This window comes from Pseudonocardia sp. 2-7 (genome assembly GCF_056341085.1).
This window is the reverse complement of the sequence record NZ_CP094507.1, coordinates 2,085,685-2,112,491: the sequence shown is the minus strand read 5'-3', so window position 1 is coordinate 2,112,491 and position 26,807 is coordinate 2,085,685. Positions and strand designations below refer to the sequence as shown.

The following is a 26,807-nucleotide window of genomic DNA, read 5'->3' as shown; positions in this document are numbered from 1 at the left end:
TCACCCGCCGACGGCGAGGTGCGGCCCCTCCCAGCGCCGGCGCAGCCACCGGTCGTGCGAGGTGACGACGACCGTCCCCGGCGCAGTGCCGAGCGCCGACTCCAGCTCCCCGGCCAGCCGCAGCGAGACGTGGTTGGTCGGCTCGTCGAGCAGCAGCAGGTCCGGGGCGTCGGCGACGACGACGGCCAGGGCCAGCCGCCGCCGCTGGCCGAGGCTGAGCTCTCCGACCGCGGTGCCGTGCTCGCGCGGGTGCAGCAGCCCCAGCTCGCGCAGCGGGACGGTCTCCGCCCGCTCCACGCCGACGGCCTCGGCGTAGGCGGCCGCGGCGCTGCGGTCGGGCGGGCCGACGTCGGGGTCCTGGGCCAGCAGGCCGACCCGGCGCGCCCGGACGTCCACGGTGCCCGCGTCCGGAGCGAGATCGGCGTGCAGGACCGCCAGCAGGGTCGACTTCCCGGCCCCGTTGGGGCCGGTGACCAGCAGCTTCTCCCCCACGGCCAGGTCGAGCAGGTCGAGCCGCAGCCTGCCGTCGACCCGCAGGTCCCGCACGCTCACGGCGAGCCCGCCGGCCGGGGTGTCGCCGGTGAGGTGCCCGGCGAACTCCAGCGGCCGGGGCGGCCTGCGGACCGCCTCGCGCTCGGCGACCTCCAGGCGGCGCTGCGCGTCGTGGACCCGGCGGGCCCGGGTGCGTTCGACGCCCGCCCCCTTGAAGGCGTGGATGAACTTGTCGTTGTCGCGCGGGCCGCGCCCGGGGGCGATCGTCGACAGCCCGGCCCGCGCCTTCTCCCGCAGCGCGGCGATCTCCTCCTGCTCCGCGGCGAAGCGCTCCTCCCAGCGGCGGCGGCTCGCCGCGGCGGCGTCGAGGTACTCGGTGAACGAGCCGCCGAACCGGCGCCCGCCGTACCCGTCGGTGCCGAGCTCGCCGGCGTCGAGGTCGAGCAGTTCGGTGCAGACCCGGTCGAGGAAGGTGCGGTCGTGGCTCGCCGCGACGACGACGCCGGGCAGCTCCACCAGCGAGCGTTCCAGCAGCTCCAGGGCGGCGTCGTCGAGGTGGTTGGTGGGTTCGTCGAGCAGCAGCACCGCGGGGCGGCGGACCAGGGCGGCGGCCATCGCGAGCCGGGTGCGCTCGCCCCCGGACAGGGTCGCGACCGGCCGGTCGCGCTCCAGGTCGGCGACACCGAGCGTGCCCGCGGTGACCTCGGCGCGCCGGTCGGCGTCCCACGCGTCGTGGGCGATCGCCCAGGCCAGCACCCGGTCGTAGGCGGCGGCGCCGCTGCCGTCGGCCAGACCGGCGGCCAGGCGCTCCAGCTCGGCGACGGCGTCGTGCAGCGGGCGCAGCGCCGCGTCGAGCAGGTCGCCCACGGTCCCCCCGTCGCCCAGGTCGGGTTCCTGCGGCAGGTACACCCGGTCCGCGGGAACCGTGAGCGTCCCGCCGTCCGGGGTGTCGACGCCGGCGAGCAGCCGCAGCAGCGTGGACTTGCCCGAGCCGTTCTCCCCGATCAGGCCGACCCGGGTGCCCGGCGCGGCGACGAGGTCGACGCCGTCGAGCACCGGCGAACGGCCGGCGCGGGTGGCGTGGGAACGGACCAGCCCGCGGGCGGTGACGGCGTGGACCTGCTCGGTCGATGACATGACGACGACTCCGGTGGAGACGGAGGAGGACCGCAGGGGCGTGTGCCGCGTCCGCGGTCGAGGGGGTCGTCAGTGCCTCATGATGACGGCGACCCTACCGGGTGCGCCCGCACGGGCGCACCCGGGTTTCAGCGCCAGCCGTAGCGCGACCGCAGCTCGTCCGCGACCCGGTCGAACCGCGCGCGGTCCAGCACCGCACCCTCCCGGCGGATGCCGTGCTCCTCGACCTCCAGCACCCGGTCGAGCCGGATGTAGGAGTCGCGGCCCTCGCGGTCCCAGGCGCCGGAGCCGATCCCGACCCAGTCCGGGTCGTGGGCCCGCTTGTCCTGGCTGGACAGCATCAGCCCGAGCAGCTCGCCACCCGACCGCCCGACGACGAGCAGCGGCCGGTCCTTGCCCTGGCTCGCGTCCTCCTCGTAGGGCACCCAGGTCCAGACGATCTCGCCGGGGTCCGCGGCGCCGTCGGGCTCGGGGGCATAGGCGACCTCCCGGGCGCGGTCGCCGGTGGGCGCGGTGCGCACCCGCCCGGCCGTCGGCGGCGGGCCGGGCCGGGCGCCGCCGTGGCCGCGCCGCGGGTCCTGCCCGTCCTTCTGCGAGTCCTTCAGGAACTGCACCGCCAGATCCGCGGCCTTGCGCAGCACCGAGCCCCAGTTGATCGCCATGCCGCCCAGCCTGCCGCACGTGCGGCACGTCACGACCACCGGGCGCGCATGAACGGTTCCGCATACGGGAAGTCCGGGGGCATGAAGGCGACTCTGATCCACGGCACGCACGACATCCGGGTCTCGTCCGACGTACCGGACCCGGTCATCCGTGACGACACCGATGCGATCGTGCGCGTGCTGCGCTCCTGCATCTGCGGCAGCGACCTGTGGCCGTACAACTCGGCCGAGGACAACCCGCAGGGCGACCGGATCGGCCACGAGTTCCTCGGCGTGATCGAGGAGGTCGGGTCCGGGGTGCGGAACCGCACGGCGGGCCAGCTCGTCGTCGCACCGTTCGTCTGGGCCGACAACACCTGCGACTTCTGCGCGCAGGGGCTGCAGACCTCGTGCCGGCACGGCGGCGGCTGGGGCTCCGACGGCACCGACGGCGGCCAGGGCGAGGCGGTGCGCGTCCCGTTCGCCGACGGCACCCTGGTCCCGATGCCGGGCGAGCCGGACGACGCGCTGCTCGCGTCGATGCTCACCCTGTCCGACGTGTTCTCCACCGGCCACCACGCCGCGGTCTCGGCGCGGGTGCGCCGCGGGGACACCGTGGCCGTCGTCGGCGACGGCGCGGTCGGGCTGTGCGCGGTGCTCGCGGCGAAGCGCCTCGGCGCCGAGCGGATCATCCTGCTCGGCAGGCACACCGACCGCACCGACCTGGGCCGCGAGTTCGGCGCCACCGACGTCGTGGCCGAGCGCGGCGACGAGGCGGTCGAGAAGGTGCGCGAGCTGACCGGCGGCGACGGCGTGGACGCCGCGCTGGAGTGCGTCGGCTACGTGGAGGCGATCCGCACCGCCATCGACGTGACGAAGGACGGCAGGCTGGTCGGCCGCGTCGGCGTCTCGCAGTACTCCGACATCCCGCTCGGCGTCGGCGAGTTCATGCGCAACGTCGGCGTGCACGGTGGCGTCGCCCCGGCGCGCGCCTACATCGAGGAGTTGCTGCCCGACGTGCTGGAGGGCCGTATCCAGCCCGGACGGGTCTTCGACCGCACCATCGGCCTCGACGAGGTCCCCGACGGCTACCGCGCGATGAACGACCGCGAGGCGCTGAAGGTCCTGATCAAGCCCTGACCCGCGCGGACACCGGCGCGGCCCCCGCCACCGCGGGGGCCGCGCGCGGCGGCGGGTCAGGGCGAGGTGCGCTCGCCGTGCCGGCTGCACCGGGCCGTCCAGCCGACCGGGTGGACCTGCACCACCATCCGCCGTGCGCAGTCCGGGCAGAACCGCGGCGGCTCCAGCTCGCGCCGCGCCGCGCACCGGTCGTGCCCGGCCGCGGAGTCCGGCGACCCGCACTGGTCGCAGTACCGGCCCCCGTCCTCGCGGGTCGGCGTGCCCACCGGCGCCGTCACAGCGTCTCGTTGAGGGCCTTGATCGGCATCTCCAGCTCGCCGAGCAGGTCGATGTCGGACTCGGCGGGACGCCCCAGCGTCGTCAGGTAGTTCCCGACGATCACCGCGTTGATCCCGCCGAGCAGGCCCTTGCGGGCGCCCAGGTCGCCGAGGGTGATCTCGCGGCCACCGGCGAAGCGCAGGATCGTGCGCGGCAGCGCCAGGCGGAACGCGGCGACGGTGCGCAGCGCGTCCGGCCCGGACATCGGCTCCAGGTCCCCGAACGGGGTGCCCGGGCGCGGGTTGAGGAAGTTCAGCGGCACCTCGTCGGGCTCCAGCTCGGCGAGCTGCCCGGCGAACTCGGCGCGCTGGTCCAGGGTCTCCCCCATCCCGACGATGCCGCCGCAGCACACCTCCATGCCGGCCTCACGGACCATGCGCAGGGTGCCCCAGCGCTCCTCCCAGGTGTGGGTGGTGACCACGTTCGGGAAGTGGCTGCGGGCGGTCTCGAGGTTGTGGTTGTAGCGGTGCACGCCCATCGCGGCGAGCTCGCCGACCTGCTCGGCCGTGAGCATCCCCAGCGAGCAGGCGATGTTGATGTCGACCTCGTCCCGGATCGCCGCGATGCCGGCGGCGACCTGGGACATGAGCCGCTCGTCGGGCCCGCGGACGGCGGCGACGATGCAGAACTCGGTGGCCCCGGTCTTCGCGGTCTGTTTGGCGGCCTCGACGAGCATCGGGATGTCCAGCCAGGCCGAGCGCACCGGCGACGCGAACAGGCCCGACTGGGAGCAGAAGTGACAGTCCTCCGGGCATCCGCCGGTCTTGAGCGAGATGATCCCCTCGACCTCGACGTCCGGCCCGCACCAGCGCATCCGCACCTCGTGGGCCAGCTCGAGCAGGTCGTCGAGACGGTCGTCGGGCAGGTCGAGCACCTCGCGCACCTGGGTGACGGTGAGGCCGCGACCCTGGTCGAGGACCTGGTCGCGCGCGACGGTGAGGACGTCGGTCCGGGCGGTCGTCATGCCCGTGGATCCTGCCAGTCACCCGGCTGGATCGGACCCAGTGTGTCCCGGGCCACCGCGGCGAAACGGTCCGGCGTCACCCGTCCGAGGCCCTCGGGCAGCAGGCCCCGGACCAGCACCCGGGTGATCATCGGCAGGTCCTGGAGGTTGCAGCGCTCGGCCAGGTCCGGCTCCGCCGGCCAGGACCCGATCACGATCCCCGCGCAGGTCAGGCCGCGCACCCGGAGCGCCTCGACGGTGAGCGCGGTGTGGTTGAGCGTGCCGAGCCCGGCCGCCGCGACCACCACGACCGGGGCGTCGAGCAGCCGGGCGACGTCGGCGAGGGTGCCGCCCTCGTCGGTGAATCGGACCAGCAGCCCACCCGCACCTTCGACGAGGACGAGGTCGTGGTGGTCGGCCAGCGTCCGCGCGGTCGCCGCGGCCTGCTCCGGGGTCACCGGGCGCGCCCCGCAGCGCCGGGCCGCGGTCGCCGGGGCCAGCGGGTCGGGGTAGCGGGCCAGCTCCCGGGTGGTGACCTCGGGGACGAGGCGGGCGACCTCGTCGACGTCGCCGGGGTCGTCCCGGCCGACCCCGGTCTGGGCGGGCTTGAGCACCGCCACCCGCTCCCCCGCCGCGACCGCGACGGCGGCCAGCGCGGCGGTGGCGACGGTCTTGCCGACCCCGGTGCCGGTACCGGTGACGACCACGAACCGCCCGGTCACGCCGGGGCCCCCGTCCGGGCGTCGGCGAGCACCTCGGCGAGCACGCCGGTCGCGAACGACAGCTGCGCCCCGGTCAGCCCGGCGCGGGCGGTGAGCCGCAGCCGGGACGTGCCCGGCGGGACCGACGGCGGCCGGAAGCAGCCCACCCGCAGACCGCGTCGCAGGCAGGCGGCGGCCGCGGCGACCGCGGGGCCGGGCTCGCCCAGCACCACCGGGACGACCGCGGACACCGGCACCGCCGCGTCGCAGGCGGCGGCGAGCGCACCGGCGACCCGCAGCACGTCCGCGGCCCGCTCGGGCTCGGAGGCGAGCACCCGCAGCGCGGCCAGCGCCGCGCCCGTCGCGGCGGGGGCGAGGCCGGTGTCGAAGATGAACGAGCGCGCGGAGTCGACCAGGTGCGCGGTGACCGCGGCCGGGCCGAGTACCGCACCGCCCTGGCTGCCGAGCGCCTTGGACAGGGTCACGGTGGCGACGACGTCGTCCGCCCCGGCCAGCCCGGTCTCGGCGAGCAGGCCACGCCCGCCCGGACCGCGTACCCCGAGACCGTGGGCCTCGTCGGCGAGCAGCACCGCGCCGCGGGCCCGGCAGACCCGGTGCAGCGCGGCGAGCGGGGCGAGGTCGCCGTCGGCGGACCCGACCGAGTCGGTGACGACGAGCGCGCGGGTCTCGGTGCGGGCGGCCAGCGCGGCGTCGACGGCGTCGACGTCGGCGTGCGGCACGACGACCACCCGGGCCCGGGAGAGCCGGCAGGCGTCGACCAGGGAGGCGTGCGCGGCGGCGTCGGACACGATCAGCGCGCCGGGGCCGGTGAGCGCGGTGACCACCCCGAGGTTGGCGGTGTAGCCGGAGGAGAACACCAGGGCGTCGTCGTGTCCGCAGAACGCGGCGAGCTCGGCCTCCAGCTCGGCGTGCAGCGCGGTCGAGCCGGTGACCAGCCGTGACCCGGTGGCGCCCGCACCCCAGGTGCGCAGCGCCGCGGTCGCCCCGGCGACGACCCGCGGGTCGGTCGAGAGCCCGAGGTAGTCGTTGCCGGCGAGGTCGAGCGCGGGCCCGCCCGCGGGACCGGCCGGACGCGGGGACAGCCTGCGGCGCAGACCGGCCTCGGTTCGGGCGCGGGCGTGGGTGTCGAGCCAGGCCAGCGGGCGGGGTCCGGGCGGCGTCGGGTCGGGGCCGGTCACGCCCACACCCTAGGTGTACCCGGTCATGACGTTGGTGCCAGTCGGCTGGTCGGTGGGAGCCCGCCGAGCGCGCTGTGGCGTCGTCGAGTGTTGTAGTGCTCGATCCAGGGGGCAAGCGCTGCGGTGCGTTCGGCGTTGCTGGTGAAGACCTGCCGGTAGGCCCACTCGGTGGCCAGGGTCCGATTGAGACGTTCGACCTTGCCGTTCTGCCAGGGGCAGTGCGGCTTGATGAACACCTGCCGGGCCCCGAGGTCGGCGACCACTGACCGTAGGGACCACTTGTAGGCCCAGGCGTTGTCGGTCATGACCCGTTCGATCCTGGTGATGCCGTGTCTGGCGAAGTAGCCCGCGGCCCGGGCGAGGAACCCGGCGCAGGTGGTGCCCTTCTCGTCGGTCAGGACCTCGGAGTAGGCCAGCCGGGAGTGGTCATCGACCAGCGAGTGGATGTAGTCGAACCCGACTCTGGTCGAACGGTCGCGAGTGGCGTCGCGGCTGGCGCGGCCGTGCGCGCGCCAGCCGCCGCCGTCGGGGATGCGTCCGATCTTCTTGACGTCCATGTGTACCAGCTCGCCGGGGCGGGCGCGTTCGTAGCGCACCGCGGTGGTCTTGCTGGCGCGGATGCGCTCACCGGTGAGCGGGTCGAGTTCACGCAGGTAGGGGACGTGGTGGCGGCGCAGGATCCGCGACACCGTGCGTGGGGTGAGGCCGAGTTCGGGGCCGATCTCATCGGGCCCACGACGGTCGCGGGCGCGCACGGCCAGCACGCGAGCCTCGGTGTCGGCCGTGGTGCGAGTTGGGCAGCGATGCGGGCGCGAGGACCGGTCGTGCAGGCCGTTCTCGCCTTCGGCGCGGTAGCGGGCGACCCAGCGGCCGGCGCACTGGCGCGAGACCCCCATCTCCGCCGCGACGTGGGCACGAGGACGTCCCTGACGCACGATCCGGTCGACCAGCAGGACCCGGCCGTGGAACGTCAGGCGGGCATTACGGTGGGCCACGAGAGCCTCCAGGTGGTGTGGGTCCTAGACAAGCCACACCCCACCTGGGGGCTCTCCTCACGATCAACGACTCGCGACTGCGTGTCGCGACATCCGCACCGTCACCAACCTCCTGGCCGGGTACACCTAGGCACGACGGAGCCCCGCCCACCCTGGGGTGTGCGGGGCTCCGTGGGTCGTGCGGACGCCGGGTCAGGCCTGCGGCGCCTCGCCCTGCTGCTTCTCCTGCTCGGCGACGGCGGCACGGACCTCGTCCATGTCGACCGCCTTCACCTGACCGATGAGGTCCTCGAGGGCCTCGGCGGGCAGCGCGCCCGGCTCGGAGTAGAGCACCACGCCGTCGCGGACGGCCATCACGGTCGGGATCGAGGAGATCCCGAACGCGCCGGCCAGCGCCTGCTGGGCCTCGGTGTCGACCTTGCCGAAGGTCACGTCCTGGTGCTTCTCGGAGGCGGCGTCGTAGACGGGGGCGAACTGGGTGCACGGCCCGCACCAGGACGCCCAGAAGTCGATGAGCACGGTCGTCCCGGGCGCACCCACGACGTCGTCGAAGTTGTCGGTGGTCAGTTCCACGGTGGCCATACGGTCCCCAACGACGTCGTGGGTGCGGATTGTTCCCGGATGCGCGGGCTCAGACCTTCAGCAGCCGGCGGGCGGCGGCGGTGGCCCCGTGCCCGTGTCCGGCGGCGATCCGGTCGAGGTCCGAGACCCCGATGCCGAGGTCGGCGCGGGGCTCGACGAACCGGCCCGCGTCCTCGTCGAGGACGAGCACACGGGCCCTGCGGATGTCGTAGAACAGGCCCAGCACCTCGGCGCCGGAGTCCTGCGCCCGCAGCATCTCCAGCTGCATCGTGACGTTCACCATCGCCAGCTGGTCGGCCTCGCCGAATCCGTCCCGCGCGGCGGCGACGGCGACCGGGTGACCGTTCTCGTAGGCGCGCAGCACCGGCCGCGCCTCGCGCAGCCACTGGCCGAGCGCGGAGTCCCCGCTCGCGCCGCCGGCGAGCAGCCCCTGCATCGCGCCGCAGCCGGAGTGGCCGCAGACGGCGACGATCGGGACGTCGAGGGTGCCGGTCGCGAACTCGACGGCGGCCGCGGTGCCGGGCCCGACGACGAGGTTGCCGACGTTCTGCACGGTGAACACGTCGCCCGGGCCGCTGTGGGTGATGACGTGCGGCAGCACCCGGGAGTCCGCGCAGGTGATCATCATCGCGGACGGGGACTGCCCGTCGGCGAGCCCGGTCATGGTCGGGAGGATCGCCTCGGAGGTGTTGTCGTGGTACGCGGCGACGCCCGCCATCAGCGTCCCCGACGCACGCCCCTCGGTCTCCCTGCCCTGCCACTCGCCCCAGGTCAGGAAGCCGGCGCCGGGCGCGGTGGCGCGGCGGGCCTGCTCGGGCTCGATCACGGTCACGGTGGCGCCGGTGCCCTCGTGGCGGGCCTTCCAGGCGAGCAGGTGGTCGTAGGCGGCGTGGTCGAGGTAGTCGGTAACCAGCCGGACGGTGACGTCGCAGCCGCGCGGGACGGAGTTCAGCTCGCGGGACAGCCGCGGCACGGCCAGGAAGCTCAGCGAGCCCTCGACGACGAGCTCGCAGCTGCCGTCGTCGGCCTGCTCCAGGTGCGGGCGGGACCGGACGGCGCGCCAGAGCAGCATCAGCCCGGCCAGGACCAGCCCGAGGACGACGCCCTCGAGCAGGTTCAGGAACACGACGCCGAGCAGGGTGGCGGCGTAGATGACCAGCTCACCGTGCTGCCGCGCGGTGCGGATCTCGGCCGGCTTGACCAGCCCGACACCCATCATGACCAGCAGACCGGCCAGCGCGGCCATCGGGATGAGCTCGATGACGCCGATCAGCACGATCGCGAACAACGCGATCCAGACGCCGTGCAGCACCGCCGACGCGCGGGTCTCGGCACCGGCCTTGACGTTCGCGGCGGACCGGACGATCACGCCGGTGATGGGCAGGCCGCCGATCATGCCGGAGACGGTGTTGGCCGCACCCTGGCCGAGCAGCTCGCGGTCGGTGTCGGTGCGGGTCCCGGGCCTCATGCGCTCCACCGCGACGGCGGACAGCAGCGACTCGACGCTCGCGATCAGCGCGATGGTCAGCATGCCGAACAGCACGCCGCCCCAGTTCGACTCCGGCAGCGCGGGCAGGGACAGCGCGTCCAGGAGCGAGCCCCCCAGCTGCACCCGGACGACGTCGGCGAAGGCGAGGGAGACGACGGTGGCCGTGACGATCGCGACCAGCGCGGCCGGGACGACGGTCACCTTCGCGGGCAGCCGGTTCCAGGTCAGCATGATCGCGATGACGATGCCGCCGAGGAGCAGCGCGGGCCAGGACAGGTTCGCGATCGCGCCGGGCAGCGCGGCGATCGAGTTGACGCCACCGGTCTGCGCCTGACCACCGAACACGACGTTCAGCTGGCCGAGGGCGATGGTGGCGCCGATGCCCGCCAGCATGCCGTGCACGACGGCGGGCGGGATGGCCTGGGCGAACCGGGACAGCCGGGTCAGCCCGAAGACGATCTGCAGGACACCGGCGCCCGCGGTGATCAGCGTGGTGACCTGCCAGCCGAAGGTGTTGACCAGCTCGGCGACGATGACGGTCAGACCGGCGGCGGGGCCGGAGACCTGGAGCTTGGAGCCGCCGAGCAGACCGGCGACGACGGCACCGACGACGGCGGCGATGAGGCCGGCCAGGATCGGGGCGCCGGAGGCGACGGCGATGCCCAGCGACAGGGGCACCGCCACGAGGAACACGACGATCGAGGCGGAGAAGTCCGCCCGGGCGTGCGGGAACGTGCGGCCGAACCAGGAGCCGCCCGGCGGCGAGTGCTCACCGCGGCCGGACTCGGCCGGGGCGTGCTCGTGGTCCTGCACGCGGTGTTCGGAGTTACTCGTGGGGCTGGTGGTGCTGGAGTGACTGTGCGTGGGCACCGGATCCTCCGTATCGGTCCGTGGGGGGCGCCGGACCGCGACGGTGCGGTCGACAGGGGCGGGTCGCGCGATGCGCGACCGGCGGAGCGGGTGCGGCCGACCGGACGAATGCGACCGGCCGACACCGTTTCACCCCGACCACGGAAACGGATCATGATGAGAACGCTTCTCATCGTTTCGGACGTCCACGACGAAACGCCCGGTCAGCGCCGTACACCTCTGCGTAACGTGAGGTGGAACACACCGAAGTCCACCGGATCGGTGGTCCGGATCACGAACTCAGCGCTGATCCCGCTGCCCGGCAAGGGCTGCGGCCCGCATCCCGGCGGTGATCAGCGCCACGTCGTCGCGGGTGCTGACGAACGGTGGCATCGCGTAGACGAGGTTGCGGAAGGGCCGTAGCCAGACCCCGGCGAGCACCGCGGCGGCGGTCGCGGCGGCGACGTCGACCTCCTCGGCCATCTCGACGACACCGATCGCGCCCAGGATCCGGACCTCCCGCACGCCCGGCAGCGACCGGGCGGGGGCCAGCCCGGCGCGCAGCCCGGCGGCGACGTCCTTCACCTCGCGCCGCCAGTCGCGTTCGAGCAGCAGCGACACCGAGGCGTGGGCGACGGCGGCGGCGAGCGGGTTGCCCATGAACGTCGGCCCGTGCATGAGCACCCCGGCCTCGCCGTCGGTGATGCCGCGGGCCACCCGGGTGCTGCACAGGGTCGCGGCCATCGTCAGGTAGCCGCCGGTCAGCGCCTTGCCGACGCACATCACGTCCGGGGCGACGGCGGCGTGGTCGGCGGCGAACAGCTCGCCGGTGCGGCCGAAGCCGGTGGCGATCTCGTCGAACACGAGCAGCACGTCGTGGGCGTGGCACAGCTCGCGCAGCACGTGCAGGTAGCGGGGGTCGTGGAAGCGCATCCCCCCGGCGCCCTGCACCACCGGCTCGACGACCACCGCGGCCAGCTCGTCGGCGTGGGTCTCGACGAGCTCGGCGAGGTGGGCGACGTAGTCGTGGGTGAAGTCCTCGGGCGGGGCGTCGGCGAACACCTGCTGCGGGAGGACGTCGGACCAGAGCGAGTGCATGCCGCCGTCGGGGTCGCAGACGCTCATCGCGCCGAAGGTGTCGCCGTGGTAGCCGCGCCGCCACGTCATCAGCCGGTGCTTGCCGGGGCGGCCGCGGGACCGCCAGTACTGCAGGCACATCTTGATGGCGACCTCGACCGACACCGATCCGGAGTCGGCCAGGAACACGTGCTCCAGCCCCTCCGGGCTGACGTCCACGAGCAGCCGGGCCAGGTCGACGGCCGGGCCGTGGGTCAGACCGCCGAACATCACGTGGCTCATCCGGCCGAGCTGGTCGCGCACCGCCGCGTCGAGCCGCGGGTGGCGGTAGCCGTGGATGGCCGACCACCACGACGACATCCCGTCGACGAGCTCACGGCCGTCGGGCAGCCTCAGCCGCACCCCCTGCGCGGACTCCACGACGATCGGCGCCCGGGTCGCCGGCATCGGCGCGTAGGGGTGCCAGACGTGGTCCCGGTCGGTGGCGAGCAGTGCCCCCGTGTCGAGCGGGGATCCGGAGAGGGTCGGGTCCGGGACACGCCCGGGGCCTGCGGTGGTCACGGACGCCCACGCTAGTGCCGACCCTCTACGCTGGCCCGACCATGGCCACGCCCGACTCCGTGTACGAGCCGGAGGGGCCCGACGGGTCGGCCCTGCGCCGTCGCGAGCTCGGGCAGACCTCCGCACGATCGTTGCTGCTCACCGTGCTGGGCGAGTTCGTCCTCCCGGCCGGGGAACCGGTCTGGACCCGGGCCCTGCTCGACGTGCTGGGCGCGCTCGGGGTGGAGGCCAAGTCGGCCCGCCAGGCGCTGGCCCGCACCGCGGGCGAGGGCCTGCTGACCTCCGACCGCGACGGCCGCCGGGTCCGCTGGTCGCTCACCCCCGCCGGGTCGGAGCTGCTGTCCGACGGCGCCGCCCGCATCTACGGCTTCGGCCGTCCGACGACCGGCTGGGACGGCCGCTGGCTGGTCCTGCTCGCCTCGGTCCCGGAGTCGCGCCGACGCCTGCGCCACCGGCTGCGCACCCGGCTGGCCTGGGCCGGGCTGGGCTCCCCCGCCCCCGGGGTGTGGGTCAGTCCCGACCCCGGCAAGGAGGCCCGCGTCGCGGCGGTGCTCGACGAGCTCGACCTCGCCGGGTCCGGGTACTCTTTCGTCGGGCACTACGGCGGCATCGGCCGCGCCGACGACATCGTGGCCCAGGCCTGGGACCTCGACGTCGTGGAACGGGCCTACTCGGAGTTCCTCGACGAGTTCGGCCCCCACCTCGACGCGGTCTCCGCCGCGTCCTGCGCGGCCGCCGCCACCTCGGCCCCGGGCGCCGCCGGGCCCGCCACCGACGACGGCGGCGACGGCGACGGCGACGTCCTGGCCCGCCAGGTCCGCCTGGTCCACGCCTGGCGACGGTTCCCGTTCCTGGACCCCGAGCTGCCCGCCGAGCTGCTGCCCGAGCAGTGGGCCGGGTCCCGCGCGGCGGAGCTGTTCACCACGCTGCACGAGCGCTGGGACGCCCCCGCCCGCGCCGCCTGGGCCGACCTGGCCCGCCGGGCCTGAGCCCTGCCCACCGCGACACCCCGCCGCACCCGGGCCGCCCGTCGCGCGCCGGCGGCACGGACCGGTCGGCGCCGCACCCACACCCGTGGCCCGGTGTCCGCACCCGTGGCACGGGTGTGGACGCCCGGGGAGGGGTGTGGGCGGTCAGCCGCCGAGGCAGCCGGGGCCGAGCAGGGCCTTCAGGTCCCCCATCAGCGCCGAGGTGTGCATGACCTTGAGCGAGTCGTCCAGCCGCAGGGCGGTCATCTTGGTGCCGTAGACCAGGGTCAGGTGCACCTCGGAGGTACCGGGGTGGTGGGTCAGCACCTCCTTGAGCTTCGCGACGCGCTCGGGGGTGCACTGGTCGGTGCGCAGGCTGACGCGGATCGGCAGCCCGGCCTCGCCGGTGGCCAGCTCGGGCACCGCGAGGTCGTTCGCGATCAGCGAGACGCGGTCGTCGCGCTTGTTGACCCGCGCCTTGACCAGCACGATCGCGTCCTCGGCGACGTCGACGCCGACCACCTGGTACGCCCGCGGGAAGAACAGCACCTCGATGCCGCCGGCGAGGTCCTCGATCTGCGCCGACGCCCACGGCTCGCCGTTCTTGTTCACCCGGCGGTTGACGTTGGCGAGGATGCCGCCGACCGTGACCTGCGCACCCTCGGCGACCGAGCCCTCGACGATGTCGGCGATCGAGGTGTCGGACTTCGCGGCGAGCGCCTGCTCGAGGCCCTGCAACGGGTGCCCGGACACGTAGAGGCCGAGCATCTCCCGCTCGACGGCGAGCTTGTGCTTGGTGTCCCACTCCTCGTCGGGCACCTTCACGTCGAAGATGCCACCGAGACCGCCGTCGTCGCCCTCGCCCGGCCCGTCCAGCGAGCCGAACAGGTCGAACTGGCCCATCGAGGCGGCCTTCTTGGTGCTCATCACCGCGTCGATGGCGTCGGCGTGCACGAGCAGCAGGCCCTTGCGGGAGTGGCCGAGCGAGTCGAACGCGCCCGCCTTGATCAGCGACTCGACGACCTTCTTGTTGCAGACGACCGCGTCGACCTTGCGCAGGAAGTCGGAGAAGTCGACGAAGTTCCCCTTCTCCCGCCGCGCGGCGACGATCGCGTCGACGACGTTGTGCCCGACGTTGCGGATGCCGCCGAGGCCGAAACGGATGTCGTCGCCGACCGGGGCGAAGTTGCGCACCGAGTCGTTGACGTCGGGCGGGAGGACCGTGATGCCCATCCGGCGGCACTCCGCCAGGTAGACCGCGGCCTTGTCCTTGTCGTCGCGCACCGAGGTGAGCACGCCGGCCATGTACTCGGCCGGGTAGTTCGCCTTGAGGTAGGCCGTCCAGTACGACACCACGCCGTAGGCGGCGGAGTGGGCGCGGTTGAAGGCGTAGTCGGAGAACGGGAGCAGGATGTCCCAGAGCGTCTTGACCGCGGCCGCGGAGTAGCCGTTGTCCTTCATGCCCTGGGCGAAGCCGGCGTACTCCTTGTCCAGGATCTCCTTCTTCTTCTTGCCCATCGCGCGGCGGAGCAGGTCCGCCTGGCCGAGCGTGTAGCCCGCCAGCACCTGCGCGATGGACATGACCTGTTCCTGGTACACGATCAGGCCGAAGGTCTCACCGAGGACGTCCTTGAGCGGCTCGGCCAGCTCCGGGTGGATCGGCGTGATCTCCTGCCGGCCGTTCTTGCGGTCGGCGTAGTCGTTGTGCGCGTTCGCACCCATCGGGCCCGGGCGGTACAGCGCGCCGACCGCGGAGATGTGCTCGAACTCGCTGGGCGCCATGCGGCGGAGCAGGTCCCGCATCGGGCCGCCGTCGAGCTGGAACACGCCGAGGGTGTCGCCGCGGGAGAGCAGCTCGTAGGTCTTCCGGTCGTCGAGCTCGACCTTGTCCAGGTCGACGGCGGGCTTGCCGTTGAGCTCGATGTTCTCCAGGGCGTCGTCGAGGATGGTGAGGTTGCGCAGCCCCAGGAAGTCCATCTTCAGCAGGCCGATGGTCTCGCAGACGCCCATGTCGAACTGCGTGATGATCGCGCCGTCGGACTCGCGGCGCTGGATCGGGATCACGTCGATCAACGGCGTCGAGGACATGATCACGCCCGCGGCGTGCACACCCCACTGCCGCTTCAGTCCCTCGAGGCCCCGCGCGGTGTCGATGATCTCCTTGACCTGCGGGTCCGCCTCGTAGAGGGCGCGGACCTCGGTCGCCTCGGAGTACCGCTTGTGCGACGGGTCGAAGATGCCCGACAGCGGGATGTCCTTGCCCATCACCGCGGGCGGCATGGCCTTGGAGATGCGGTCGGCGACGGAGTAGCCGGGCTGGCCGTAGAGCACCCGCGCCGAGTCCTTGATCGCGGCCTTCGCCTTGATCGTGGAGTAGGTGATGATCTGCGCGATCCGGTCCTCGCCGTACTTCTCGGTGACGTAGCGGATCATCTCGCCGCGCCGGCGCTCGTCGAAGTCCATGTCGATGTCGGGCATCGAGACGCGGTCGGGGTTGAGGAACCGCTCGAAGATCAGCTTGTGCCGGATCGGGTCGAGGTCGGTGATGCCCAGGACGTAGGCGACCAGCGAGCCCGCCGCCGAGCCACGGCCGGGGCCGCAGCGGATGCCGACGGACTTGGCGTGCTGGATGAGGTCCGCGGTCACCAGGAAGTAGCCGGGGTAGCCCATCTTGATGATGACGCCGACCTCGTAGTTGGCCTGCTGCCGGTACTTCTCGGTGACGCCGTCGGGGAACCGCATGTGCAGTCCCCGCTCGACCTCCTTGATCAGCCAGGACTCCTCGGTCTCCCCCTCGGGGACGGGCGCCTTGGGCTGGAGGTCCTGGCCGGTGGTGAAGTCGATGTTGCAGCGCTCGGCGACGAGCAGCGTGTTGTCGCAGGCCTCGGGGTGGATCGGGTCCCAGAGCTGGCGCATCTCGGCGGCGGACTTGAGGTAGAAGTCCTGCGCGTCGAACTTGAACCGGTTCGGGTCCGCGAGGGTCTTGCCGGTCTGGACGCACAGGAGCACCTCGTGCGCCTTGGTGTCGTCCGGGTAGGTGTAGTGCAGGTCGTTCGTCGCGAGGCCGGGCAGGTCGAGCTTGTCCTTGAGCCGGAACAGGTCCTCCTGGACCCGCTTCTCGATCTCGATGCCGTGGTCCATCAGCTCCAGGAAGAAGTTGTCCTTCCCGAAGATGTCGCGGTAGTCGCTCGCGGCCTGGCAGGCCGCGTCGAAGTCGTGCTGCTGGAGCAGGCGCGCGACCTCGCCGGACGGGCAGCCCGTCGTCGCGATCAGGCCCTTGCCGTACTTCTCCAGCAGCTCGCGGTCCATACGCGGCTTGTAGTAGTAGCCCTCGAGGCTGGCCAGCGAGGAGAGCCGGAAGAGGTTGTGCATCCCCTCCGTGTTCTCCGCGAGCAGCGTCATGTGGGTGTACATGAGGTCGGGGTTGTTCTCGCTGCCGTTGCCCAGCGCGGTGCGCTTGCGCTCGTGCCGCGACCCGGGCGCGAGGTAGCCCTCCATGCCGATGATCGGCTTGACGTCGTGCGCCTTCGCCTTGCGCCAGAACTCGAAGGCGCCGTAGACGTTGCCGTGGTCGGTCATCGCGATGGCCGGCATCTCGTGCTTGGCGGCCTCGGAGAACAGGTCGTCGAGCCGGGCGGCACCGTCCAGCATCGAGAACTCGGTGTGCGTGTGCAGATGGACGAAGGAGCGACTCCCGGATCCGGCACTGCCCATGTGTGTCCCGCGCTCCTCTCCCGCGCCGCTGGGACGGCGCGGACCTCCGCTGGTGCGCACGCCCGTCGGGGCGGACGTGCCGACACCGGGCCGGCGGCGCGGACGGGCAGGGGCATCGGCGCCGGTGCGCGGACCTGGCGGGGCCCGCTCGCCGGAGCCGGTGGACCCTGCGGGTCCGGGCCGACCGGATCGGTGAGGGCCCCAGCGTAACGGTGGGGTCCGACGGTTCCGGCGACGGCGGCCGGGCACGATCGGGCTCCGCGTGTCGGGCCTGCTCACCCCCTGTCCACCCCGGACGACGGCGTGTCGCGGACGGTCCGGCGGCGGGTTAGGGTCGGGCCACGATGCCCACCGCCCCCGAGCCGACGACGCCACCCGGCACCGTGGTGTTCGACCTCGGTGAGGTGCTGGTGCCGTCCGCGGGCCTGGAGCGCCGGCTGGCCGGGGTGTTCGCCGTTCCCGAACCCGTGCTGCGCGAGGCGTACTGGCGCCACCGCGCCCGGCACGACCTGGGCGACCCGCCGGACCGCTACTGGACCGCCGCCTGCGCCGACCTGGGCCTGGCACCCGAGCGCGCCCGGATCGACGCCGCCGAGCGGGTGGACGTCACGTTCTGGTCGACGCTGCCGCCGTCGTCGTCGATGCTGATCGCCGACCTCGCGCGGGCCCGGGTGCGCCTCGCCGTGCTGTCCAACGCACCGCGCGGGCTGGCCTCCGCGGTGCGCGCCGCGGCCTGGAGCAGCCCGTTCGACCGGTTGCTGTTCTCCGCCGACGTGGGCGCCGCGAAACCGTCGCAGGACATCTTCCGGCGCGCCGACGTCGAGTTCGGCACCGCACCGGAGCAGGTGCTGTTCTTCGACGACCGCGTCGACAACGTCCGTGCCGCGTCCGCGCACGGCTGGGACGCCCACCGCTGGGAGGGCGCCGCCCGGGCCGTGCGGGTGCTGCGCGAGCGCGGGGTGCTGGGCTGACCGGTCCCCGGGACCAGCGGCAGCGACGGTCGTGCACTGCCGTGCACTGCGGTCAGGGGGTCCGCCGACCTCGGGCCCCGTCGGGCTCATGATCGGCACGCGTGCAGCGATCGGTGCCACGTCCGGCACCGATCACCTCCATCACGGCGATCATGGCCGGGCTGCCGGGCGGGGGACCGGCGCCGCGACCCCGTGATCGACGTCTGTGCAGCGATCGGTGCCACATCCGGCACCGATCGGCTCACTCGTGCTGATCATGGGCGGGCGGCCGGAGCGACCAGGGCCGCGCGACCGGACGGGGCCGGGCACGGGCGGGCGGTAGCCCGGGGGCCGCCCGGAGGCCGGGGGCCGGCCGGAGACCGCGAGGCCGGACGAGGTCCGCGGCCGGCCGGGCCCGGGTCGGACGAGGGCCGGGGTCTGACGAGGGCCGGGGCCTGACGAGGGCCGGGGGCTGACGAGGGCCGGGAACGCGGCTCGGGGACGCGCGCGGCTCAGGGGACGGGGCCGTCGTCGGGCGGCGGGCTCGCGGTGGTGGTCTGCTCGGGCAGCAGCGGCGACAGTGCGAGCTCCGGTGCGCCGGTCCCGGCCGGCGCGGCCTGGACGCCGCGCACGCCCGGGCGCGCGGCGAGCGCCTCGAGCCCGGCCCGGTCGGCGGTCACGACCAGCGCGACCACGCAGGCGCAGCCCGGGTCGGCGAGCGCGCGTCGCTCGGCCGCGGCCACGGCGGCCCGCCGGGTCAGTGCCGCGCGGGCCTCCGGGGTGGCCGCTCCCCCACCGTCGCGGACGGCGCGGTCGGCGTCGGCCTCGGCGGCGTGGGCGGCCCGCTCACGGGCGACGCCGAGCGCGGCCGCCGGGTCCCCGGTGCCGGTGACCGGCTCGAACCGCAGCGCGGTCTGCACCCGGTCGAACGGCACCCGGAACACCGCGGTCGTGGTCGTCGTGCCGGAGCCCGCGGCCGCGGCGTCGGACGGGGCCAGCGGGCGGGTGAACTGCACGAGCGCAGGCACGGACACCCCCGGTGCAGGCAGTGTCGCGGGCAGCCCGGCGAGGTAGCCGGCGACGTCCTGGCCGGGGTCGGGGCCCAGCCGCACCGACCCCGTCGCCGCCGGGGGCCCGGCCGGCGGACCGGACCCGGCGGCCCAGAGCGCACCGAGGAACACCACCGCCATCGCCGCGGCGATCCACGCCAGGGCCCGGGTGCTCAGACCGGTCACGCGTCAGTCCCGCAGGACGTCCAGCGCCGCGTCGAGGTCGGCCGGGTAGGGGCTGGTGAACTCGACGTGCCGCCCGTCGGCGGGGTGGGCGAACCCGAGCGTGCGGGCGTGCAGCCACTGCCGGGACAGCCCGACCCGCTTGGCCAGCGTCGGGTCGGCGCCGTAGGTGATGTCGCCGACGCAGGGGTGGCGCAGTGCGGAGAAGTGCACCCGGATCTGGTGGGTGCGCCCGGTCTCCAGGTGCACGTCGAGCAGGCTCGCCGAGCGGAACGCCTCGATGGTGTCGTAGTGGGTGACGCTGGGCTTGCCGCTCTGCATCACCGCGAACCGGTAGTCGTGGCGCGGGTGCCGGTCGATCGGGGCGTCGATCGTGCCCGACGACGGGTCCGGGTGCCCCTGCACGACGGCGTGGTAGCGCTTGTCGACGGTGCGTTCCTTGAAGGCCCGCTTGAGCTCGGTGTAGGCGTGCTCGGAGGTGGCGACGACCATCACCCCGGTGGTGCCGACGTCGAGCCGGTGCACGATGCCCTGCCGCTCGGCGGCGCCGGAGGTGGACAGCCGGAACCCGAGCGCGGCGAGCCCGCCGGTCACGGTCGGACCGGTCCAGCCCGGGGAGGCGTGCGCGGCCACCCCGACCGGCTTGTCGACGACGACTATGTCGTCGTCGGAGTGCAGCACCGTCAGGCCCGCGACGACCTCCGCCGGGCCCTCGATGACCGCGGGCGCCGGCGCGTCGGGCAGCTCGACCTCCAGCCAGGACCCGCCGGGCAGCCGGTCGGACTTGCCGGCCTCGCGGCCGTCGACCGAGATCCGGCCGGACTCGGCCAGGGTCGCGACGACGGTCCGGGACAGGCCCAGCAGCCGGGACAGCCCGGCGTCGATCCGCATGCCGTCCAGCCCGTCGGGCACCGGCATGCTGCGTACCTCACCCACGTTCGCGGCTCCCGTCGATCTCGATGCCGCGCACGGCCATCAGCACCAGCAGGATGCCGCCGCACACGATGCCGGTGTCGGCGATGTTGAACACGGGGAAGACGCTCCCGTCCGGGGAGAAGAAGGCCAGCATGTCCACGACGTGCCCGCGCATCGGTCCGGGTGCGCGGAAGAACCGGTCGACCAGGTTGCCCAGCGCGCCGCCGAGGACCAGGCCGAGGCCGATCGCCCAGCCGGTCGAGGCGAGCCGCCGCGCGATCCGGATGATCACGCCGACGACCACCACGGCGACGATCGTCAGCACCCAGGTGTAGCCGGTGGCCATGGACCAGGCGGCGCCCGGGTTGCGCAGCAGCGTGAGGTAGAAGAACCCGTCGATCACGGTGACCGGCCGCTGCCCCTCCAGCGTGGCGACGGCGGCGACCTTGGTGACGAGGTCGAGCGCCAGCCACACCGCGGCGATGCCCGCCAGCAGCGCCACACCGCGCCGTCGTACGGCGGGGTCGATCGGCGCGGTGGGGGGTGGGGGGTCGGCACTCACACCCGTGATTATGCGGGTCGCCCCGACACCGCCGACCGGCCGGTCAGCCCGCCCGCCCGCTCGGCCGGCCCCGGCCCTCGTGCCAGCGGACCAGCTTGCCGCCGCGGTCGACGTCGCGGATCCGCTGTTCGGTGTCCTCCCGGTTGTCCCGGGTACTGACGACGAGGAACTGGTCCCCCTCGCGCAGCCGGGTGTCCCCGCCCGGGGAGAACGCCTCGGCGTCGCGTACGACCAGGCTGACCGTGGCCCCGCGGGGCAGCCGCAGCTCGCGCAGGTAGACGCCGTGCAGCCGGGACCCGGGGGGCACCTTCACCTGCAGGAGCTCGGCGTCGACCTCGTCGAGCGGGGCGGCGTCGACCTCGACGCCGCGGGTGTCGGTGCGCGAGACCACCCCGAGCAGCCGCGCCACCCAGGGCAGGCTGGTGCCCTGGACCAGGGTGAGCAGCACGACCAGCACGAACACGACGTCGACCAGGCGTTGGTTCTGGCCGCCGCCCTCGGTGACCGCGACGAGGGCGAGCACGATCGGCACGGCTCCGCGCAGCCCCGCCCAGGACAGGAACGCCTGTTCGCGCCAGGGCACCCGGAACGGCAGTGCGGCGGCGGCCACCGACAGCGGCCGCGCGGCGAGCAGGACGACCGCCGCGCAGATCAGCGCGGGCACCACGGCGGCGGGCAGCCGCTCGGGCACCGCGTACAGGCCGAGCAGCACGAACAGCCCGATCTGGGCGATCCACCCGGTGCCCTCGGCGAAGGAGACGACACCGCTGCGGTGCGGCAGCCGGGAGTTGCCCAGCACCAGCGCGGCGCAGTAGGTGGCGAGCAACCCCGAGGCGTGCACACCCTGCCCGGCGGCGAAGGCCAGCAGGCAGGACGCGATCGCCGCGAGCGGGTACAGGCCGGTCGAGGGCAGCGCGGCGCGGCGCAGCGCCCAGGCCGCGCCCAGCCCGAGCAGCACACCGACGACGGCGCCCGCGACGAGCTCATAGACGACCAGCAGCGGCGTCGTCCAGCTGATGGCCTCGGTCCCGGCCAGGACGACGACGGCGATCACCACCGGCGCGTCGTTCATCCCGGACTCGAGCTCCAGGGTCCCGGCGAGGCGCTGCGGGACGGCGACCCCGCGCAGCACGGAGAACACCGCTGCGGCGTCGGTGGAGGACAGCACCGCGCCCCACAGCAGCGCGGTGCGCCACTCCAGGTCGAGCAGCAGGTGCAGCAGCCCGCCCGCGACGGCGATCGACACCAGCACCGACAGCGTCGACAGCAGCAGCCCGAGCCCGAGCGCGGGCCGCACCGCCGACCAGCGGGTGGTGAGCCCGCCCTCGGTGAGGATCAGCACGAGCGCGGTGAGGCCGAGGGACTCGGTGAGGCCGGTGTCGTCGAACCGGATGCCCAGCACGGACTCGCCGAGCAGCACGCCGATGCCCAGGTAGAGCAGCAGCGACGGCAGGCCGAGCCGCACCGAGACGCGCACCGCGAGCACGCCGAGCAGCAGCACCCCCGCGGAGATGCCGAGCAGCAGTTCCAGACTCACCGGGGCCCCCTGCTCAGGGCGACCAGGTCAGGGTGACGGCGTCGGTGCGCCGCGGCGGGAGGTCCACCAGCGCGGCGGCGACCGCCTCGACGCGGTCGGCGGGCAGGCAGAGCCGGCGGGTGACCCAGGCGGCGTCGTGCGGCAGGCGGGCCGCACGGGTCCAGGTCAGCACCTCCGGGTCGACGCCCTGCTGTTCGCGCAGCACCGCGACGGCGTCGTCGTGGGTCGCCGACGGCGGCCGGACCACGTCGTGGAAGCGCTCCCACAGCGGGTCCAGCCAGGCCAGCGGGTGCTCGGTCAGCATCTCGACCACGACGCCGCCGATCCCGCCGCGGGTGCGGACGGCGCCGGTCAGCGCGGCGAGGAACGGGGGCAGGTCGACGACGTTGTGCAGGACGTGGTGGCAGACGACGACGTCGTGCCGTCCGGCGTCCCCGGCCGCGTCGGGCCAGCTGCCGTGCACGGTGCCGTGGGGCAGGTCCCGGGCGCGGGCCGCCGCGGTGAACACCGCCAGCATGTCGGCCTGCCGGTCGACGCCGACCACCCGCGCCACCGGCGACGGCTCGGGCCACGCCGCGCCGAACGCGGCGTCCCCGCCCCCGCAGCCGACGTCGAGCACCGACGCCCCGGCGCAGGTCCACGCGGCGGCACGCTCGGCGATCGCCCGCGCCGCCCGGTGCGACGGCGTGTCGGCCGGCTCCGCGGGCGGGGTGAAGTCGGCGGGGTCGTGGGTCCACGGGTCGGCGGGGGCGTGCCGGAGGACGTGGTCGGGGATCCCGCGGCCGGTCTGGCGTTTCCGCCACCGTTCCGCCGCGTCACCCATGGGGTGAGGATAGGGCCCGGTGGTTCTGCGGAGTTGCGGCCGGTCCCGGTCGGCCAGACTGCCCCCGTGCCCGATCGACCCCGTCCGCCCCGGTGGTGGCTGCCGCTCGTCGTCGTCGTGGTCCTCCCGACCGCGCTGGTGCTGTGGTCGCAGCACGAGCCGCTGCCGTCGCCTGCCGAGGGCGCGGCGCTGCTGGTCGAGGCGGCGACGGGCCGGGAGCACTCCGGCGTCACCGCCGACTGCCGGGTCCTGGACGGTGACGACCCGGTCCTCGGCTGCCGGATGCGCGACGACGAGGGCCGCCACGGCTGGGGCACCGTGCGCGTCGACGGGACGCGGGTGGAGGGCGCCCGCGGGTCCACCCCGCAGGACGTCGTGCGGACCCGCTGGGACTTCCCGGTGTCCGCCGACGGCGTCGCGGAGCTGGACGTGGTCGTCCCCGGCCTCGGCCCCGGCCCGACCGGGACCGACACGCTGGCCGGGGTCCTGATGTTCGCCGTGCGCGACCCGCTGCGCGCCGCGGGCCACGACGCGGTGCTCCTGTCCCCGCGCTGCCCGCCGGTGGCCGAGGGCGCGACGGTCGTGTGCCGGGTCGACGGGGTCCCGGCGACCGTCGAGGTCACCCGGGTCTCCGGCGCCGACCACCGCGTCCGTCTCACGGTGACACCCCGCCCCTGAGCGGTGGTCGGCGCCGGTACCGGTCAGGCGCGGGCGACCGCGGCCGACAGCGTGACCGACGTGCCGTCGGGGCCGACGACCTGCCCGCTCGACGCGCCGTCCCCGGCGGCGCCGTAGGCGACCGAGGTCGCCAGCACCTCCCCGGCGACGAACGCCTCGTGGGTCCGGACGGCGTCGAGCACCGCGTCCGGACCGTCGAGGGTCAGCGCGATCCGGTCGGACACGTCCAGACCCGCGTCACGGCGGGCCTGCTGCACGACGCGCACGACGTCGCGGGCGGTGCCCTCCGCGGCCAGCTCCGGCGTCACCGTGGTGTCGAGGACGACGAGCCCCGCGTTCCCGGGCAGGGCCTGGGTCCGCTCCGGGTCGGCGGCGACGAGCTTCTCGGTGAACTCCCCCGGCTGCAGCGCGATCCCCGCGGCCACGACGGTGTCGCCCTCCTGGGACCACTCCCCCGCCTTGACCGCGCGGATGCAGGTCTGGACGTCCTTGCCCAGGCGCGGTCCGGCGACCCGGGCGTTGACGGCGATCTCGAACCGGCCGTGCGTGGCGACGTCGTCGGTCAGCTCGACCGAGCGGACGTTGACCTCGTCGGCGAGCAGCCCGGTGAAGTCCTCCAGCGCCGTGGCGTCGCCGGCGGCGACGGTCAGCGCGGGCAGCGGCTGGCGCACCCGCACCTTCGCGGACTTGCGCAGCGACAGCGCCGCGCTCGCGACCTGCCGGATCCGGTCCATCCCGGCGACGAGACCGGCGTCGTGCGGCAGCCCGGCTCCGGCCTCACGGTGCGAGACCGAGGCGTCCGACCCGGCGGGCCAGTCGGTGAGGTGCACCGACCGCTCCCCCGTGAGACCGCGCCAGATGGCCTCGGTGGTCAGCGGCAGCAGCGGCGCCGCGACCCGGCAGGTCACCTCCAGCACGGTGTGCAGGGTGTCGACGGCGTCCTGGCGCACGGCCGGGTCCCCGGACCAGAACCGCTCGCGGGAGCGGCGGACGTACCAGTTGGTCAGCGTCTCGGCGTGGTCGCGGATCCGCTCGCAGGCCCCGGCGATGTCGTAGGCGTCCATGGCCGCGGTGACGCCGTCGACGAGGTCGGCGGTCTTGGCCAGCACGTACCGGTCGAGGACGTGCGGGCTGTCGGTGCGGAACGTGCCGCGCTCCCCGCCCGCGTAGAGCGACAGGAAGTACCAGGTGTTCCACAGCGGCAGGATCGCCTGGCGGACGCCCTCGCGGATGCCCTGCTCGGTGACGACGAGGTTGCCGCCGCGCAGGATCGGGCTCGCCATGAGGAACCACCGCATGGCGTCGCTGCCGTCGCGGTCGAAGACCTCGTTGACGTCGGGGTAGTTCTTGCGCGACTTGGACATCTTCGCGCCGTCGTCGCCCAGGACGATGCCGTGCGCGACGCAGTTGCGGAACGCGGGCCGGTCGAACAGGGCGGTGGCCAGCACGTGCAGCGTGTAGAACCAGCCGCGGGTCTGGCCGTTGTACTCGACGATGAAGTCGCCCGGGTAGTGGTGCTCGAACCAGTCGCGGTTCTCGAACGGGTAGTGGACCTGCGCGAACGGCATCGAGCCGGACTCGAACCAGCAGTCGAGCACCTCCGGCACCCGGCGCATGGTCGAGCGCCCGGTCGGGTCGTCCGGGTTGGGCCGGGTCAGCTGGTCGACGTACGGCCGGTGCAGGTCGGTCGGGCGCACGCCGAAGTCGCGCTCGATCTCGTCGAGCGAGCCGTAGACGTCGGTGCGCGGGTAGCGCGGGTCGTCGGACTGCCACACCGGGATCGGGCTGCCCCAGTAGCGGTTGCGGGAGATGCCCCAGTCGCGGGCACCCTCGAGCCACTTGCCGAACTGGCCGTCGCGCACGTGCGCGGGCGTCCAGTCGATCTCCTGGTTGAGCTCGACCATCCGGTCCCGGAACCGGGTGACGCGCACGAACCAGGAGTCGACGGCGCGCTGGATCAGCGCGTTGCCGCAGCGCCAGCAGTGCGGGTACGGGTGGTCGTAGGTCTCGTGGCGCAGCAGGACGCCCTGCGCGTGCGCGTTGCCGTCCTTCAGGTCGCGGATGACCTGCGGGTTCGCGTCGAACACCTGCATGCCGGCGTACGGCGGGACCTCGGTGGTGAACTCGCCGCGGGAGTCGACCGGGTTGACGACCTCGATGCCGGCCGCGTCGGTGACCTCCTTGTCCTCCTCACCGAAGGCGGGGGCGATGTGGACCAGCCCGGTGCCGTCCTCGGTGGTGACGTAGTCCGCGGCGAGCACGCGGTGGGCGTTCTCGCGGCCGGTGAAGAAGTCGAACGGCGGGGTGTAGCTCGCGCCGAGCAGGTCGGACCCCGTCACCCGCGCCAGCACCGGCGGCTCCTCCCCCAGCTCGCGGGCGTACGCGGCGACCCGGGCCTCCGCGAGCAGCCAGCGCTCGGAGTTCGCCTCCACCACCACGTAGTCGACGTCGGGGTGCACGGCCACGGCGAGGTTCGACGGCAGGGTCCACGGAGTGGTCGTCCAGACCACGGCGAGGGCGCCGTCGGTCTCCGGGCGGTCCGGCGTCGACAGGCGCAGCCCGACGGTGACCGCAGGGTCCTGCCGGTCGGTGTAGACGTCGTCCATCTTGGTCTCGGTGGCGCTCAGCGGCGTCTCGCAGCGCCAGCAGTACCAGAGCACCCGGAAGCCGGAGTAGACGAGACCCTTGTCCCACAGCGACTTGAACGCCCAGAGGACGGACTCCATGTAGTCCAGGTCCAGGGTCTTGTAGTCGTTGTCGAAGTCGACCCAGCGGGCCTGGCGGGTCACGTAGTCGCGCCACTCGCCGGTGTAGCGCAGCACGGACGTGCGGCACGCCTCGTTGAACGCGGCGACGCCCATCTCGTCGATCTCGGACTTGTGCTTGATGCCGAGCTGGTTCTCGGTCTCGACCTCGGCGGGCAGGCCGTGGGTGTCCCAGCCGAAGCGGCGCTCGACTCGGTGGCCGCGCATGGTGCGGTACCGCGGGACGACGTCCTTGACGTAGCCGGTCAGCAGGTGGCCGTAGTGCGGCAGGCCGTTGGCGAAGGGCGGGCCGTCGTAGAAGACGTACTCGTCGGCCCCGTTCTCACCGGCGGGGCGCCGGTCGACCGACGCGCGGAAGGTGTCGTCGGTGTCCCACGACGCGAGCACGTCCTGCTCGAGCGTCGGGAACGACGGGTGCGCCGGGACGTCGGGATAGCCGCTCACGTGTGTCGCTCCTCGTGCGTGCTCTCGCTTCGCACGGGGACGACGACGGCTCTGGAGAGCCGGGCCGCGGTACCACCCCGCTTGCCCGTGCACGG

21 protein-coding genes are annotated in these 26,807 nt (G+C 74.1%); 4 read left to right on the top strand and 17 right to left on the bottom strand.

The annotated features are described in order from the left end of the window. On the bottom strand, positions 1 to 1,629 hold the full coding sequence (locus MTO91_RS10440; protein ID WP_476654389.1) for an ABC-F family ATP-binding cassette domain-containing protein: 1,629 nt from the start codon (positions 1,627 to 1,629) through the stop codon (positions 1 to 3). 128 nt (positions 1,630 to 1,757) lie between these two features. After that, on the bottom strand, positions 1,758 to 2,291 hold the full coding sequence (locus MTO91_RS10435; protein WP_251786010.1) for a type II toxin-antitoxin system PemK/MazF family toxin: 534 nt from the start codon (positions 2,289 to 2,291) through the stop codon (positions 1,758 to 1,760). An 81-nt stretch (positions 2,292 to 2,372) separates the two neighbouring features. Between MTO91_RS10435 and MTO91_RS10430 the strand changes: the two genes are divergently transcribed. Next, positions 2,373 to 3,410, top strand: a complete 1,038-nt coding sequence (locus MTO91_RS10430) for a zinc-dependent alcohol dehydrogenase family protein (protein WP_476654388.1) — start codon at positions 2,373 to 2,375, stop codon at positions 3,408 to 3,410. 56 nt (positions 3,411 to 3,466) lie between these two features. On the opposite strand, the gene bsaP is transcribed toward MTO91_RS10430, so the two are convergent. The 8 genes from bsaP to MTO91_RS10390 form a co-directional block, all read right to left on the bottom strand. Then, positions 3,467 to 3,688: a biotin synthase auxiliary protein BsaP gene (bsaP, locus tag MTO91_RS10425; protein ID WP_405417936.1), complete on the bottom strand. Its 222-nt coding sequence runs from the start codon at positions 3,686 to 3,688 to the stop codon at positions 3,467 to 3,469. Beyond that, the gene (bioB, locus tag MTO91_RS10420; RefSeq protein ID WP_405417938.1) at positions 3,685 to 4,692 is read right to left on the bottom strand and encodes a biotin synthase BioB; all 1,008 of its coding nucleotides are present in this window, start codon (positions 4,690 to 4,692) and stop codon (positions 3,685 to 3,687) included. Before bioB ends, bsaP begins: the two co-directional genes overlap by 4 nt. Beyond that, positions 4,689 to 5,393 (bottom strand): dethiobiotin synthase, encoded by a 705-nt coding sequence (gene bioD / locus MTO91_RS10415; protein WP_476654387.1) that lies wholly within the window; start codon positions 5,391 to 5,393, stop codon positions 4,689 to 4,691. Before bioD ends, bioB begins: the two co-directional genes overlap by 4 nt. Further along, entirely contained in the window at positions 5,390 to 6,571 is a 1,182-nt protein-coding gene (locus MTO91_RS10410) for an 8-amino-7-oxononanoate synthase (protein WP_476654386.1), read from the bottom strand. The genes bioD and MTO91_RS10410 overlap by 4 nt, the downstream gene beginning before the upstream one ends. Positions 6,572 to 6,594: 23 nt before the next feature. After that, positions 6,595 to 7,566, bottom strand: a complete 972-nt coding sequence (locus MTO91_RS10405) for an IS481 family transposase (protein WP_476651756.1) — start codon at positions 7,564 to 7,566, stop codon at positions 6,595 to 6,597. Between the two features lie 192 nt (positions 7,567 to 7,758). Next, a complete protein-coding gene (locus MTO91_RS10400; RefSeq protein WP_020623876.1) occupies positions 7,759 to 8,148 on the bottom strand; it encodes a thioredoxin family protein in 390 nt (129 codons plus the stop codon). A gap of 49 nt (positions 8,149 to 8,197) precedes the next feature. Beyond that, the gene (locus tag MTO91_RS10395) at positions 8,198 to 10,507 is read right to left on the bottom strand and encodes a SulP family inorganic anion transporter (protein ID WP_476654385.1); all 2,310 of its coding nucleotides are present in this window, start codon (positions 10,505 to 10,507) and stop codon (positions 8,198 to 8,200) included. Positions 10,508 to 10,786: 279 nt separating this feature from the next. Beyond that, positions 10,787 to 12,124, bottom strand: coding sequence for an adenosylmethionine--8-amino-7-oxononanoate transaminase (locus tag MTO91_RS10390; protein ID WP_224402893.1), 1,338 nt, complete (start codon positions 12,122 to 12,124; stop codon positions 10,787 to 10,789). Between the two features lie 41 nt (positions 12,125 to 12,165). Here MTO91_RS10390 and MTO91_RS10385 point away from each other — a divergent pair, with 41 nt between their 5' ends. After that, positions 12,166 to 13,113, top strand: a complete 948-nt coding sequence (locus tag MTO91_RS10385) for a PaaX family transcriptional regulator (RefSeq protein WP_476654384.1) — start codon at positions 12,166 to 12,168, stop codon at positions 13,111 to 13,113. Between the two features lie 144 nt (positions 13,114 to 13,257). On the opposite strand, the gene dnaE is transcribed toward MTO91_RS10385, so the two are convergent. After that, complete coding sequence (dnaE, locus tag MTO91_RS10380; protein WP_346108998.1) at positions 13,258 to 16,806, bottom strand: DNA polymerase III subunit alpha; 3,549 nt, start codon at positions 16,804 to 16,806, stop codon at positions 13,258 to 13,260. Between the two features lie 344 nt (positions 16,807 to 17,150). On the opposite strand from dnaE, the gene MTO91_RS10375 reads away from it, so the two are divergent. Continuing rightward, positions 17,151 to 17,777, top strand: a complete 627-nt coding sequence (locus tag MTO91_RS10375) for an HAD-IA family hydrolase (protein WP_476654383.1) — start codon at positions 17,151 to 17,153, stop codon at positions 17,775 to 17,777. Positions 17,778 to 18,268: 491 nt separating this feature from the next. On the opposite strand, the gene MTO91_RS10370 is transcribed toward MTO91_RS10375, so the two are convergent. Genes MTO91_RS10370 through MTO91_RS10350 form a run of 5 tightly spaced genes read right to left on the bottom strand, consistent with a single transcriptional unit; the run spans position 18,269 to position 22,825 of the window. Beyond that, on the bottom strand, positions 18,269 to 18,991 hold the full coding sequence (locus MTO91_RS10370) for a hypothetical protein (RefSeq protein ID WP_476654382.1): 723 nt from the start codon (positions 18,989 to 18,991) through the stop codon (positions 18,269 to 18,271). 3 nt (positions 18,992 to 18,994) lie between these two features. Further along, the gene (locus tag MTO91_RS10365) at positions 18,995 to 19,906 is read right to left on the bottom strand and encodes an RluA family pseudouridine synthase (RefSeq protein ID WP_062404557.1); all 912 of its coding nucleotides are present in this window, start codon (positions 19,904 to 19,906) and stop codon (positions 18,995 to 18,997) included. A 10-nt stretch (positions 19,907 to 19,916) separates the two neighbouring features. Beyond that, the gene (gene lspA, locus MTO91_RS10360; protein WP_357438027.1) at positions 19,917 to 20,465 is read right to left on the bottom strand and encodes a signal peptidase II; all 549 of its coding nucleotides are present in this window, start codon (positions 20,463 to 20,465) and stop codon (positions 19,917 to 19,919) included. 43 nt (positions 20,466 to 20,508) lie between these two features. Further along, positions 20,509 to 22,002, bottom strand: a complete 1,494-nt coding sequence (locus MTO91_RS10355; RefSeq protein WP_405417951.1) for a potassium/proton antiporter — start codon at positions 22,000 to 22,002, stop codon at positions 20,509 to 20,511. 13 nt (positions 22,003 to 22,015) lie between these two features. After that, positions 22,016 to 22,825 (bottom strand): class I SAM-dependent methyltransferase, encoded by an 810-nt coding sequence (locus MTO91_RS10350; RefSeq protein ID WP_476654381.1) that lies wholly within the window; start codon positions 22,823 to 22,825, stop codon positions 22,016 to 22,018. 66 nt (positions 22,826 to 22,891) lie between these two features. Between MTO91_RS10350 and MTO91_RS10345 the strand changes: the two genes are divergently transcribed. Next, complete coding sequence (locus MTO91_RS10345) at positions 22,892 to 23,503, top strand: hypothetical protein (protein WP_476654380.1); 612 nt, start codon at positions 22,892 to 22,894, stop codon at positions 23,501 to 23,503. Between the two features lie 23 nt (positions 23,504 to 23,526). On the opposite strand, the gene ileS is transcribed toward MTO91_RS10345, so the two are convergent. Next, positions 23,527 to 26,712, bottom strand: a complete 3,186-nt coding sequence (gene ileS, locus MTO91_RS10340; RefSeq protein WP_476654379.1) for an isoleucine--tRNA ligase — start codon at positions 26,710 to 26,712, stop codon at positions 23,527 to 23,529. Between the last annotated feature and the right edge of the window lie 95 nt (positions 26,713 to 26,807).

Excerpts from the sequence above, each read along its gene's own strand:
- MTO91_RS10440 (WP_476654389.1), bottom strand. The coding sequence starts at position 1,629 with ATGTCATCGACCGAGCAGGTCCACGCCGTCACCGCCCGCGGGCTGGTC.
- MTO91_RS10435 (WP_251786010.1), bottom strand. The coding sequence starts at position 2,291 with ATGGCGATCAACTGGGGCTCGGTGCTGCGCAAGGCCGCGGATCTGGCG.
- MTO91_RS10430 (WP_476654388.1), top strand. The coding sequence starts at position 2,373 with ATGAAGGCGACTCTGATCCACGGCACGCACGACATCCGGGTCTCGTCC.
- bioB (WP_405417938.1), bottom strand. The coding sequence starts at position 4,692 with ATGACGACCGCCCGGACCGACGTCCTCACCGTCGCGCGCGACCAGGTC.
- MTO91_RS10400 (WP_020623876.1), bottom strand. The coding sequence starts at position 8,148 with ATGGCCACCGTGGAACTGACCACCGACAACTTCGACGACGTCGTGGGT.
- MTO91_RS10385 (WP_476654384.1), top strand. The coding sequence starts at position 12,166 with ATGGCCACGCCCGACTCCGTGTACGAGCCGGAGGGGCCCGACGGGTCG.
- dnaE (WP_346108998.1), bottom strand. The coding sequence starts at position 16,806 with ATGGGCAGTGCCGGATCCGGGAGTCGCTCCTTCGTCCATCTGCACACG.
- MTO91_RS10375 (WP_476654383.1), top strand. The coding sequence starts at position 17,151 with ATGCCCACCGCCCCCGAGCCGACGACGCCACCCGGCACCGTGGTGTTC.
- MTO91_RS10365 (WP_062404557.1), bottom strand. The coding sequence starts at position 19,906 with ATGCCGGTGCCCGACGGGCTGGACGGCATGCGGATCGACGCCGGGCTG.
- MTO91_RS10350 (WP_476654381.1), bottom strand. The coding sequence starts at position 22,825 with ATGGGTGACGCGGCGGAACGGTGGCGGAAACGCCAGACCGGCCGCGGG.